Genomic DNA, 12528 nt, shown 5'->3' with positions numbered 1-12528 from the left:
TTGCCACAGACTCGCAATCCGCAATATGCGAGCATTGCTCGCTCCTGCAAGTGTGTAGCGGTTAAAGATGAAAACCCCCGTCTGGTTCCCCCAAAGTTTTTTCTCCCGCACCCTCTGGCTGGTGCTGATCGTCGTGCTGTTTTCCAAGGCGCTGACCCTGGTTTATCTGTTGATGAACGAGGACGTGCTGGTGGATCGCCAATACAGCCATGGTGTCGCTCTGACGCTACGCGCCTATTGGGCCGCCGACGAAGAGAACCGCGCAAAAATTGCCGATGCCGCGACCCTGATTCGGGTGGTCGGCGCCGGTGTGCCGGAAGGTGAACAGCACTGGCCGTACAGCGAAATCTACCAACGTCAGATGCAGGCGGAACTGGGTGCCGACACCGAGGTGCGTTTGCGCATGCATTCGCCGCCGGCGCTGTGGGTGAGGGCACCGAGTCTGGGCGATGGCTGGCTGAAAGTGCCGCTGTATCCACATCCGCTGCGCGGCCAGAAAATCTGGAACGTGCTCGGCTGGTTCCTCGCCATCGGCCTGTTGTCGACAGCCTCCGCATGGATTTTCGTCAGCCAGCTCAACCAGCCGTTGAAGCGCCTGGTGTATGCCGCGCGGCAACTCGGCCAGGGTCGCAGCGTACGTCTGCCGATCAGTGATACGCCGAGCGAAATGACCGAGGTTTATCGCGCCTTCAACCAGATGGCCGAGGACGTCGAACAGGCCGGGCGTGAGCGCGAGCTGATGCTGGCGGGGGTTTCCCACGACTTGCGGACACCGCTGACGCGCTTGCGCCTGTCGCTGGAACTGATGGGCGATCACACCGACCTCACCGACGACATGGTCCGCGACATCGAAGACATGGACGCGATTCTCGACCAGTTCCTCGCGTTCATTCGCGACGGTCGTGACGAGTCGGTGGAAGAGGTCGACCTCAGCGATCTGGTGCGCGAAGTCGCCGCGCCATACAACCAGAACGAAGAGAAAGTGCGCCTGCGCCTGGAACCGATCCAGCCGTTTCCGCTGCGTCGGGTGTCGATGAAACGCCTGCTCAACAACCTGATCGGCAATGCCTTGAACCATGCCGGTACCGGCGTTGAAGTAGCGGCGTATGTATCGGGAGATACCAGCGCGCCGTATGTGGTGCTGAGCGTGATGGACCGTGGCGCGGGAATTGATCCGTCCGAGCTTGAAGCGATCTTCAACCCGTTTACCCGAGGTGATCGGGCTCGCGGTGGCAAAGGCACCGGGCTGGGGCTGGCGATCGTGAAAAGGATTGCGGCGATGCATGGCGGCAATGTCGAATTGCGCAACCGGTCCGGGGGTGGACTGGAGGCGCGGGTGAGATTGCCGTTGGGATTGATGTTGCCGCGTGATGCTGTTTAAGCGCTGAGATCTTCAATAGGGCGGATGGCCCTTCGCGAGCAGGCTCGCTCCCACATTTTGGAATGCGATCAACTGTGGGAGCGAGCCTGCTCGCGAAGGCGGCTTTCCAGCCGCCGAATATCTCTGGGTTAACCTTTGCCCTTGGTGCGAGTCATATTCGGCCCGCCATTCTTTTCCAGATGCTCGATGATGATTCCGGCGACATTCTTGCCAGTGGTGGTTTCGATGCCTTCCAGTCCCGGCGACGAGTTCACTTCCATCACCAGCGGACCGTGATTGGAACGCAGGATATCCACACCCGCCACCGCCAGGCCCATGACCTTGGCAGCGCGTAACGCGGTCATGCGTTCTTCCGGGGTGATCTTGATCAGGCTGGCGCTGCCGCCGCGATGCAGGTTGGAACGAAACTCGCCCGGTTTGGCCTGGCGCTTCATTGCCGCGATCACCTTGTCGCCGACCACGAAGCAGCGGATATCCGCGCCGCCGGCTTCCTTGATGTATTCCTGAACCATGATGTTCTGCTTCAGGCCCATGAACGCTTCGATCACCGACTCTGCCGCCGTGGCTGTTTCGCACAGCACCACGCCGATGCCCTGGGTGCCTTCCAGTACCTTGATCACCAGCGGTGCACCGTTGACCATGGCGATCAGGTCGGGAATATCGTCAGGCGAGTGGGCAAAACCGGTGACCGGCAAACCGATTCCGCGCCGCGACAGCAGTTGCAGCGAACGCAATTTGTCCCGCGAGCGGGCAATGGCCACAGACTCGTTGAGCGGGAACACGCCCATCATTTCGAACTGACGCAACACCGCGCAGCCGTAGAACGTCACCGATGCGCCGATCCGCGGGATCACCGCGTCAAAACCTTCCAGCGGTTTGCCGCGGTAATGGATCTGCGGCTTGTGGCTGGCAATATTCATGTAGGCGCGCAAGGTGTCGATCACCACCATTTCATGCCCGCGCTCGATTCCGGCTTCGACCAGACGGCGGGTGGAATACAGACGCGGATTACGCGACAGCACAGCGATCTTCATGCAACACCTGTGGAGGAGGTAGATACCGGGAACACCGGCTTGTCTTGTACATATTTGATGCCCGGATTGACCACCAACTGGCCATCGATCAGGGCTTTGGAACCGAGCAGCAGGCGATAGCGCATGGACTTGCGGCAGGCCAGAGTGAACTCCACCGGCCAGACCCGATCACCCAGGGCCAGCGTGGTGCTGATCACATAGCGCACCTGCGCATGGCCGTTGGAGCTCTTGATGGTTTTGCGCGTGACCAGCGGCGCTTCGCAGCGCCGGTGACGCAACTGCACCACCGTGCCGAGATGCGCAGTGAAGCGCACCCATTTCTCGCCGTCGCGTTCGAACGGTTCGATATCGGTGGCGTGCAGGCTGGAGGTGCTGGCGCCGGTGTCGATTTTTGCGCGCAGGCCCGCAACTCCCAAACCCGGGAGCGCCACCCACTCGCGCAGACCGACAACGGTCAAATGATCAAATGTCTTCAAAGAAAAAACCAAGGGTTAACGCTTCCAGGCCCCGTCCGGCACCTGGGCCAACGCTTTGAATGCAGGTCTGGCGAACCAGTAGCCCTGCATCAGGAAAATTCCACAGTCCGCGAGGAAATCCCGTTCCCCGGCGCTTTCTATGCCTTCGGCAATGACTGTAACGTCCAACTCCGCACACATTGTGACAATCCCCCGAACGATCACCTGACGGACACGATCCTGGTCAATATCGCGGATCAGCGCCATGTCGAGTTTGATCAGGTCCGGTTGGAAATCAGCCAGCAGATTGAGCCCTGAATAGCCGGCACCGAAATCGTCGATGGCGGTCTTGAAGCCGAATTCGCGGTATTCACGCAGAATATTGGTCAAATGGCGATAATTATCTACGTGCTCGATTTCCAGAGTTTCGAAAATCAGCCGATCGATCGGAAAGTTGTGTTTGCGTGCGGCCTCCAGTGTGCTGCGAATGCATAGCTCTGGACGGTAGACGGCGTTGGGCAAAAAGTTGATCGACAAGTGTGTCTGCATATTAAGGCTCGCTGCGCCTTCGATGGCGCGGGTCCGGCAGAGCTGGTCGAAACGGTAGCGGTTGTCTTCTGTAACCTGATTTAACACCGACAGTGCGCCTTCCCCTGACACGCCTCGCACCAGCGCTTCGTGGGCAAATACCGATTGATCGCGCAGGTCGACAATCGGCTGGTAGGCGAAGGCAAAATCGAAATCCAGCGGTTCGCTTTGCTGGCAGCCCTGGCAACCGCCCCTGGGTGAGGTCAACGAAGTTGGAAATTTAGTCACGCGGTCACTCCAGGCCGGTCGGGCGGCGAAGATCACAGTCAATCTGGAGGGCCGAGTTCTTGCGCCCGACAGAAACGGTAGTACAGTTCCGACTACTGGCTGAGCGAGGAATTCATATGGGACAGAAGCAGGAGGAGGACGACAAGGTCCGTCTCGATAAGTGGTTATGGGCGGCGCGTTTCTACAAGACGCGTGCTCTGGCCAAAGCAGCAATCGAAAGCGGCAAGGTGCATTGTCGTGGCGAGCGCTGCAAGCCGGGCAAGGAGCCGCGCATTGGTGATGAGTTCGAGATTCGCACCGGCTTCGAAGTGCGCACGGTGAGGGTCGAGGCATTGTCGATCGTGCGGCGTGGCGCACCCGAGGCGCAAACCTTGTATGCCGAGACCGAAGCGAGTGTCGCCAAGCGTGAAGCAGCTGCGGCGATGCGCAAGGCGGGCTCGTTGGGCGTGAGCACCGATGGCAAACCGAGCAAGAAGCAGCGGCGGGATCTGTTCAAGTTTCGCGGTAGCAGCAACGAAGATTGAAACATTGTGCCGGCCTCTTCGCGAGCAGGCTCGCTGCCACATTTGATCGAGGTCGTCTGTGGCAGCGAGCCTGCTCGCGAATCGAGTACGACGCGGTATCAGGCGCTACGCACCACACTCATCCGCGACAGCATCGGCAGCTTGCCCAACAGCGCGAAAACCGGCGCGGTCAGCTTCAACCAGAAGTTCGACGCGTGATAGGCAAACGGCGTGTAGTAACCCCAGCCCAACGCCCACACCGCCAGCAGCAAGCCGCCGATGTAGTCGTCCTGACCCCAATGCGCGCCGGCCACCAGACGCGGCAGCATGAACAACACTGCCAGACCCCATACTGTTAGAAATTGTCCGACGGTGCGGCTGAACACGCCCATGAACAATGCCCAGATCAACAGCACTGAGGCATGATCACCGGGGAAACTCTGGCCGGAACGGTCCTTCAGCTCCCAGGTTTTTTCCAGGTGCGGAAAGTAATCGCTGATGTGCACGGCGCCCTCAAGCACCATTGACGGGCTGCTGTGCTGCCAGCCCATGTGATCGGCGAATTTGGAAAACAGCGCGCGGATCACCACCATCAGCAGCAGGATCGAGAAAAAACCGAAGAACGCACGACGCACGTCGATCGCCCTGAAAACCCAGTCGCCCTTGATCAGCAGCGTCAGCAGAATCAGTCCGACGACGATGTCGAACGGGCGCAGACTTGCAATTGCCCAGATGTGGAGCCATATCGGGTTGCTGGCCAGCGGCGCATTCAACGAGCGGAACAGCCACTCGTCGAAAATCACACACAGCATCTGACCGGTAGGCCATAACCAGAAAGCCAGTAGCGCCAGCGGCACTACGTTACACAGAACCAGCCGGCCGAGGTTCCACCTTGATTGGAACAAACCCGGATTGTTCATAAAATGCCTCCCATGGCGAAAAAGCGCCGGCACCAAAAAAAGTGCCAGCAAGCGCAAATTTTCACGTTTTGTAACCATTTTGTCATCACATTCAGATACCCAGACCTATGACCGATCTAGCGGATACCGATTTCACTCAACGCTTCATCTTCGATGACAGCGACACTCGCGGCGAACTGGTAGCGCTGGAGCGCAGCTACGCCGAAGTCCTCGCCAAACACCCGTACCCGGAGCCGGTCGCGCAGTTGCTCGGCGAACTGATGGCGGCCGCGTCGTTACTGGTCGGCACGCTCAAGTTCGATGGCTTGCTGATTTTGCAGGCGCGCTCGGAAGGGCCGATTCCGCTGCTGATGATCGAGTGCTCCAGCGAGCGTGAGATCCGTGGTCTGGCGCGTTACAACGCCGAGCAGATCGCGGTTGACGCGACCCTTGCCGACTTGATGCCGAACGGTGTTCTGGCCCTGACCGTCGACCCGACTGTTGGTCAGCGCTATCAGGGCATTGTTGATCTTGACGGCGAAACCCTGTCGGACTGTTTCACCAACTATTTCGTCATGTCGCAGCAGGTTGGCACGCGCTTCAAGCTCTTCGCCGACGGTCGTCGTGCCCGTGGCATGTTGCTGCAACAACTCCCCGCCGATCGCTTGAAAGACGAAGAGGACCGCGCCGCCAGCTGGCAGCATCTCACCGCGTTGGCCAGCACTCTGAGCGCCGATGAATTGCTCAGCCTCGACAACGAAACCGTGCTGCATCGCCTGTACCACGAAGAGCAGGTACGTCTGTTTGATGTGCAGCATCTGCGCTTCAGTTGCAGCTGCTCGCGGGAACGCTCCGGCAATGCGCTGGTCAGTCTTGGGCTGGAAGATGCGCTGGCGCTGGCCGCCGAGCAGGGCGGCAAAGTCGAGATCGATTGCCAGTTCTGCAATCAGCAGTACCTGTTTGACGCAGCCGATATTGCTCAATTGTTCGCTGGCGCGGGCGTCGATACGCCGTCAGATACCCGTCACTAAAACGGTTCAGCGCAGGTAAATTCACTGCGGAATGACGGAATATCGCCGTTACGACGGGAGGACCCTACTCTTTTGGGCTTTTCTGGCATAATCCGGCCCACTTTTTCGCGGTAGTAGTGCACGACTTTCTACTACAAAACGTTTGGAGCACACTCGGCCACTGGCCGACGGGGAACCTCATGACGCAAGCCAATAACGCCGTGTACACCGATCTGAGTGTTGATGATCTGGTAAAAGAAGCCCTGAATCGCGGTGAAGGCGAGCTTGCCGATACCGGCGCTCTGGTTGTTCGCACCGGTCACCGCACCGGCCGCTCGCCAGTCGACCGTTTCATCGTTGAAGAGCCTTCCACCCAGGCCGCTATTGCCTGGGGCCCGATCAACCGCAAGTTCCCGGCCGACAAGTTCGATGCCCTGTGGGCTCGCGTCGAGGCCTTCAACAACGCGCAAGAGCACTTCGTTTCCCACGTGCATGTAGGCGCGGCGGAAGATCACTACCTGGCCGTGAAAATGACCACACAGACTGCCTGGCAGAACCTGTTCGGTCGTTGCCTGTTCATCAACCCGGCCCAGTACAACCCGGCTGGCCGTGAAGAATGGCAAGTGCTCAACGTTGCCAACTTCGAGTGCGTGCCTGAGCGTGACGGCACCAACTCCGACGGTTGCGTGATCATCAACTTCGCGCAGAAGAAAGTGCTGATCGCTGGCATGCGTTACGCCGGCGAGATGAAGAAAGCCATGTTCTCGGTGCAGAACTTCCTGCTGCCGGCCGCTGACGTGCTGCCAATGCACTGCGCTGCCAACATCGGCGAAGACGGTGACGTGACCCTGTTCTTCGGTCTGTCGGGCACCGGTAAAACCACCCTGTCGGCCGACGAAAGCCGTTACCTGATCGGTGACGACGAACACGGCTGGGGCGAAGGCGTGGTGTTCAACATCGAAGGCGGTTGCTATGCCAAGTGCATCGACCTCTCCGAGAAGAACGAGCCGGTTATCTGGAAAGCCATCAAGCACGGCGCGGTGCTGGAAAACGTCGTCATCGACGACGCCAAGCACGCCGATTATGCCGATGTCAGCCTGACCCAGAACAGCCGCGCGGCGTATCCGCTGGAGCACGTTGCCAAGCGTTCCGAGAAGAACCTGGGTGGCGAGCCAAACGCGGTGATCTTCCTGACCTGCGACCTGACCGGCGTACTGCCGCCAGTGTCGATCCTCAACGAAGAGCAAGCGGCCTACCACTTCCTGTCCGGCTACACCGCACTGGTGGGTTCGACTGAAATGGGTTCGGGCAGCGGCATCAAGTCGACCTTCTCCACCTGCTTCGGAGCACCGTTCTTCCCGCGTCCGGCTGGCGAATACGCCGAACTGCTGATCAAGCGCATCCGCGGCTTCGGCTCCAAGGTCTACCTGGTCAACACCGGCTGGACCGGCGGCGGCTACGGCGTCGGCCAACGCTTCAACATCCCGACCACCCGCGCGGTGATCGCAGCGATCCAGAGCGGCGCTCTGATCGGTGCTGCCACCGAGCACCTGGACACCATCAACCTCGACGTGCCTCTGGCCGTACCAGGCGTCGACACCAACCTGCTCAACCCACGCAACACCTGGGCTGACAAGGCGGCGTACGACGAGGCAGCGAAAGCGCTGGCCGGTCTGTTCATCGAGAACTTCAAGAAGTTCGAAGTGAGCGACGCGATCAAGGCGGCTGGGCCGAAGTTGTAAGTAGTAGTTTGCAGTGAATAAAAAACCGCCCTTTGGGGCGGTTTTTTCATGGGCGAAGATTTGGGTAAGCTCATCTCAACGGCGGTTCGTCACTTGCCACGTAGCAGTATTCATTCATTTTTGGCCTGATACGGCCAGAGTAATGCCACTCAACAGTACTGCAACATGATCCTCTAATTAAGGCCATTGCTGCCGTGCATGCATGACACGCAGCACTTCCACCCGGTCTTTTTTGATTGCGTAGACGATGACGTAGTTGGCGGCCGCAACGATTTCACGTGTTCCGAGGACCCTGCCCTTTCGGTACAAGGTTGGGCGCTGTCTTGCTATTTCCCCTTTTGATTCGAACATTTCATCGAGATCCGCAGCAGCGTCTGGGTTGTCCTGACCGATTCGGTCCATTATCCGGTCTCGGTCAGCAAGCGCTTCCGGGCGCCAGACCAACCTCATCAGCGCCCTCGTTGACGCAGGGCATCACGCTTGGCGGCGAATATTCGGCGAGCATCTTCATCGCTGATACTTGGCCTTGGATCATCGATGCTGATCTGCACCTGTCGCTTGAACCATTCCTCATAAGCGGCCGCTTCATGGGCTTGTTTCAACGCTTCAGAGCGATCAGGCCTGGCGTAGGTTTTCAGTTGCAGCGGGTCATAGCCGGAGGCATCCACGTTGAATTGGCTGATGCCCAAGCCCTGCAGATAGGTCACAAGCGTCTCCAGCCTCTTGAACAGGCGCACCTGACCACTGCGTTGTGCTGTCAGCGCGCATTTGCGGCTGCCTTGCCGAATCTCGACCGACCAGCCTCCTGGTTTCGCGACGATAATTGTGCCGCTCACAGAACCGTTTTCGACCAAGCGAACGAGGGCGCTGTGATCGATGATTTCAGTGCTGGCCATAAATGCGAGCCCTTCGCTGAGTAATGGCTCCCATCGTACGCAATCAATAGTAGTTTGCAAATTTTGACTCCTGGTGCTGGACACGGCGTGTGCAGCGATGATGTTTCGTTTGTTACTTGGCCGGGGGCATCTGACTTGCAGCAGGTCCCAGCCGTCCTGTGTCAGTAGGTACAGGGCGTGGGTGATGTGGGTGTCGCTGCCAAAGCAGCGACACCCACGACTATAGGTTCGCACCACCCGCTCGCGATAGCCGACAGGGCATTGCGTGAAGTAGGAACGGGACGAACAATTCGCCAGACGTTGCTACCGATTTTTAAACGCTTTTCAACGCAAATGTTGGTAGCCAGAAATATCCAGCAGGCTTGTGGTCAGTCCTGTTGCCGGCCGGTAGATCGTGCCTTTGACTGCCGAGAACGGCACGCCTTTGCTGCCCAGCGAGACATAGCGCTCGCCTTTGTCCTGTTCGGTGAAATAGGTGTAGGACTGGCTATGCATCTTCTTGTAGCGGGCTTCGTCGCTGACGATGGTGCCGGTGAAGCGCAGCAGGTCGGCATCGCTCAGATTGAGCGTTTTGCTCAGTGGCACGCCCCAACGCTTGAGGCAGATTTCCGCCAGATGGCGAACGATGCGGCCGGGCTCGATCAGCGCATTGAGGTCGCTGCTGTTGGTGGGATCGCCGCCGAGGGCCGTGGCGTTGCCGGCGAGGGTGGCGTGGCGACCGGCCATTGGATAGATCGAGGTTTTGGTGCCGGTAGCGGTTTGCGGGATCACGCAGCTGAAGCCTTTTGAGCGCTCGTCGCGGGCATAGAAGGCGATGTATTCCTTGACGTTGGATTGAAGTTTGACGCGGTTTTCCTGGAAGTTGCCGATGCCCGGGACTGGATCAATCGCAAATATATTCACCGGAATATGTTTGAGTGCAGCGTCCTGGAACATCGCATTGGCGAGCATGTGGCAACTGATACCGCCACGGCTCCAGCCGACCAGATTGACTCGCGCAGGAATAACGCCGTCCTTGCGGAAAGTCTTGATGATTTGTTCCTGTAGTTTCTGTTGCGTGATACTGCGATCGCCATAGTTATACTGGCGCCAGAACCAGGAGCCTTCCACTTTTACATCTTCAATAGGAATGCCTGCGGCTTTCAGACGGTTATATTCTAACTCGGTCAGTTGTTTACGCTGCCAGTCGCATTTGCCTTTGATAATGTTCACAGCGTGTTGCACGTTTTCATCCCAGCCTTTGCCGAACAGGGTGCCGGAAAGGCCGTATTCAGAGGTCTTGGTGAACAGGTCGTCGGCTTGCAGATTGCCGCTGCCAGGGCCATCGACGACGATCCACTCGGCAAATTCGCGTCCGCTGTGGTGTGCAGCGAGCGTAGAAACGATTTCGCCGTCCCAGAAGCTTTTATGTTTGTCATCAAATTTGTTGGAGCCGGTGCCGCAGAAAAATATTGTTAAAGTTGTCATTTCGTTGCTCTTGCATATGTATAAGAGCAGCCAAGTTAGTTTTAGGTGGTGTAAAAAATAAAGGGCGCTGTTGTATCTGTGTTTGTAATGTGAAGTTTGTTATATATATGTAGCTGAGCTTTTCGAAAGTATGTCGAGGCGCTTCGATTGTTAAACGCTTGGTTTTCGCTTCCCATGTATCATTCAGTATTGATTCAACCCCGACCTTTTCTCGACTCGCTGCAATCGCCCGCTAGGCTTTGGGCATGGCAGCAGTCAAAGGAGTGACAGCAAATGCACCACACCCTGGAACAGGTTTTTGGTTATCCACAGTTTCGCCCCGGTCAGGAGGCCGCTGTCAGCGCGGTGCTGGCGGGGCGATCCGCGGCGGCGATCTTTCCCACCGGCTCCGGCAAATCGCTTTGCTACCAACTGCCGGCACTTTTACTGCCACACCTGACATTGGTGGTCTCGCCGTTGCTGGCGTTGATGCAGGATCAACTGGCGTTTCTCAAGTCTCGCGGCATCTCGGCAGGCAGTATCGATTCGGCGCAGAGCCGCGAGGATGCCAACGACGTCATGGCCCGTGCGCGTTCGGGCGAGCTGAAAATTCTGATGATCTCCGTCGAGCGCTTGAAGAACGAGCGCTTCCGCAATTTCCTGCAGCAGGTGCCGATCTCGTTGCTGGTGGTCGACGAGGCGCACTGCATTTCCGAATGGGGCCACAACTTTCGGCCGGACTATCTGAAACTGCCCGACTACCAGCGTCAGTTCAACATTCCGCAGGCTTTGCTGCTCACCGCCACGGCGACACCAAAAGTCATCGCCGACATGCAGGCCAAATTCGCCATCGCTCCGGACGATGTAGTGACCACTGGTTTCTATCGGCCCAACCTCAATTTGCTGGTCGAGCCTGTACGCGGTCAGGACAAACGCCGGCGTCTGGTCGAATGGATGACCGAGCGTCCTGGGCAACCGAGCATTGTCTACGTGACGTTGCAGAAGACCGCCGAGCACATCGCCGAGCATCTTCAACGCAATGGAATCCAGGCCGAGGCTTACCACGCCGGTTTGCCCCACGATCAGCGTGAAGACATTCAACGCCGCTTCATGGCCGGGCAGTCCAATTGCATTGTCGCCACCATTGCCTTCGGCATGGGCATCGACAAGAGCGACATCCGCAACGTGGTGCATTTCGATCTGCCCAAATCCATCGAAAACTACAGCCAGGAAATCGGCCGCGCCGGACGCGACGGACAGCCCTCCGAGTGCCTGGTACTGGCCAACCGCGACAGCCTCAATGTGCTGGAAAACTTCGTCTACGGTGATACGCCCGAACGCGACGGGATTCATTATGTGCTCGAAGAGCTCAAAGCCTCAGTGCCGGACGGACAATGGGAGTTTCTGCTTGGGCCATTGGCGGATCAGAGCAATATTCGCTCGTTGCCATTGAAGACGTTGTTGGTGCAGCTGGAACTGCGCGGTCTGATCGCGCCGCGTTATGCCTATTACGCCGAGTATCGCTTCAAATATCTGCTCGAGCCGGAGGCATTGCTCCAGCGCTTCGAAGGCGAGCGCAGGGATTTCGTTGCGGCGATCATCAGGACGTCCACGCGAGCACGCACCTGGGCCACAGTAGATTTCGAGGCGATGTATTCGCAGTATTCCGCCGAGCGCAATCGCGTGGTGACAGCACTTGATTACTTCCAGGAAAAAGGCTGGGTCGAGCTTGAAAGCAAGCAAATGACCGAGGTTTACAGCCTGCTGCACAGTGATTTCGCCAGCGATGCCCTGAGCGCTGAGCTGCACGAGTATTTCACCCGCCACGAACAGACTGAAGTGGCGCGGATTCACGCCATGCTTGAGGTGTTTGCCACCGAACGCTGCCTGGGTTATCGCCTGGCCGAGTATTTCGGTGACCACAATGCCCCCGAGCGTTGTGGCCATTGTTCGGTATGTCACGGCCAGATCGCGCGGTTGCCGGAGCCGCCGCCATTGCCGCCGCTTGTGGATAAAAACTTCGCGCAGTTGTGTGGTGAATTTATCCACAGGCATGAGCAGCAAACAGGGCGTATTCCATCGGCCGAACGTCTGACGCGGTTCCTGTGCGGAATCAGCGTGCCGTTGTTCACCAAACTCAAGGCGCGGGCGATACCGGGTTTTGCTGCGTTGGAAGAATACCCCTACGCGCAGGTCCGCGAGTGGGCGCAAGAGCACCTTTGACCCCTGTAGGAGCTGCCGAAGGCTGCGATCTTTTGATGTTGATTTTTTCAAGATCAAAAGATCGCAGCCTTCGGCAGCTCCTACTTCAAGTGTCATCAAGGCAGGGCCTCCATCCATCCGCTG

The 12528-nt window shown here is 58.1% G+C and carries 12 protein-coding genes; 5 read left to right on the top strand and 7 right to left on the bottom strand.

The genetic code is table 11. From position 1 onward, the window contains the following. The first annotated feature begins 67 nt into the window (after window positions 1-67). Window positions 68-1381, top strand: coding sequence for an ATP-binding protein (locus ACZZ0K_RS22705; RefSeq protein WP_016770645.1), 1314 nt, complete (start codon window positions 68-70; stop codon window positions 1379-1381). A gap of 128 nt (window positions 1382-1509) precedes the next feature. On the opposite strand, the gene rimK is transcribed toward ACZZ0K_RS22705, so the two are convergent. From rimK to rimA, 3 genes are read right to left on the bottom strand one after another with little or no spacing between them, the layout of a single operon-like run. Next, window positions 1510-2415, bottom strand: a complete 906-nt coding sequence (gene rimK / locus ACZZ0K_RS22700) for a 30S ribosomal protein S6--L-glutamate ligase (RefSeq protein ID WP_024011184.1) — start codon at window positions 2413-2415, stop codon at window positions 1510-1512. Continuing rightward, window positions 2412-2891, bottom strand: coding sequence for a retropepsin-like aspartic endopeptidase RimB (rimB, locus tag ACZZ0K_RS22695; protein ID WP_016772184.1), 480 nt, complete (start codon window positions 2889-2891; stop codon window positions 2412-2414). Before rimB ends, rimK begins: the two co-directional genes overlap by 4 nt. Before the next feature lie 15 nt (window positions 2892-2906). Next, window positions 2907-3686, bottom strand: coding sequence for a S6 modification regulatory phosphodiesterase RimA (rimA, locus tag ACZZ0K_RS22690; protein WP_095181098.1), 780 nt, complete (start codon window positions 3684-3686; stop codon window positions 2907-2909). A 116-nt stretch (window positions 3687-3802) separates the two neighbouring features. Here rimA and ACZZ0K_RS22685 point away from each other — a divergent pair, with 116 nt between their 5' ends. Next, window positions 3803-4210: an RNA-binding S4 domain-containing protein gene (locus tag ACZZ0K_RS22685; RefSeq protein ID WP_016772182.1), complete on the top strand. Its 408-nt coding sequence runs from the start codon at window positions 3803-3805 to the stop codon at window positions 4208-4210. Window positions 4211-4308: 98 nt separating this feature from the next. On the opposite strand, the gene ACZZ0K_RS22680 is transcribed toward ACZZ0K_RS22685, so the two are convergent. Further along, window positions 4309-5109 carry a phosphatase PAP2 family protein gene (locus ACZZ0K_RS22680; RefSeq protein WP_252885136.1) on the bottom strand — a complete coding sequence of 267 codons (801 nt, stop codon included), beginning with the start codon at window positions 5107-5109 and terminating at the stop codon, window positions 4309-4311. A 107-nt stretch (window positions 5110-5216) separates the two neighbouring features. On the opposite strand from ACZZ0K_RS22680, the gene hslO reads away from it, so the two are divergent. Further along, window positions 5217-6119 (top strand): Hsp33 family molecular chaperone HslO, encoded by a 903-nt coding sequence (hslO, locus tag ACZZ0K_RS22675; protein ID WP_252879242.1) that lies wholly within the window; start codon window positions 5217-5219, stop codon window positions 6117-6119. 179 nt (window positions 6120-6298) lie between these two features. Beyond that, complete coding sequence (locus tag ACZZ0K_RS22670; protein ID WP_016772179.1) at window positions 6299-7840, top strand: phosphoenolpyruvate carboxykinase; 1542 nt, start codon at window positions 6299-6301, stop codon at window positions 7838-7840. A 177-nt stretch (window positions 7841-8017) separates the two neighbouring features. On the opposite strand, the gene ACZZ0K_RS22665 is transcribed toward ACZZ0K_RS22670, so the two are convergent. From ACZZ0K_RS22665 to ACZZ0K_RS22655, 3 genes are all read right to left on the bottom strand, one after another. After that, window positions 8018-8290 carry a type II toxin-antitoxin system RelE/ParE family toxin gene (locus ACZZ0K_RS22665; protein WP_056787114.1) on the bottom strand — a complete coding sequence of 91 codons (273 nt, stop codon included), beginning with the start codon at window positions 8288-8290 and terminating at the stop codon, window positions 8018-8020. After that, complete coding sequence (locus ACZZ0K_RS22660) at window positions 8290-8736, bottom strand: antitoxin PaaA2 family protein (protein WP_056787116.1); 447 nt, start codon at window positions 8734-8736, stop codon at window positions 8290-8292. Before ACZZ0K_RS22660 ends, ACZZ0K_RS22665 begins: the two co-directional genes overlap by 1 nt. Window positions 8737-9060: 324 nt before the next feature. Next, a complete protein-coding gene (locus ACZZ0K_RS22655; protein WP_056787119.1) occupies window positions 9061-10203 on the bottom strand; it encodes a lipase family protein in 1143 nt (380 codons plus the stop codon). Between the two features lie 273 nt (window positions 10204-10476). On the opposite strand from ACZZ0K_RS22655, the gene ACZZ0K_RS22650 reads away from it, so the two are divergent. Then, window positions 10477-12405: a RecQ family ATP-dependent DNA helicase gene (locus tag ACZZ0K_RS22650; RefSeq protein WP_252885137.1), complete on the top strand. Its 1929-nt coding sequence runs from the start codon at window positions 10477-10479 to the stop codon at window positions 12403-12405. Window positions 12406-12528: the final 123 nt, after the last annotated feature.

It is taken from the genome of Pseudomonas sp. AC255, assembly GCF_979258175.1.
The sequence above is the reverse complement of the archived record's forward strand: the minus strand, read 5'-3'. Positions and strand labels throughout refer to the sequence as shown.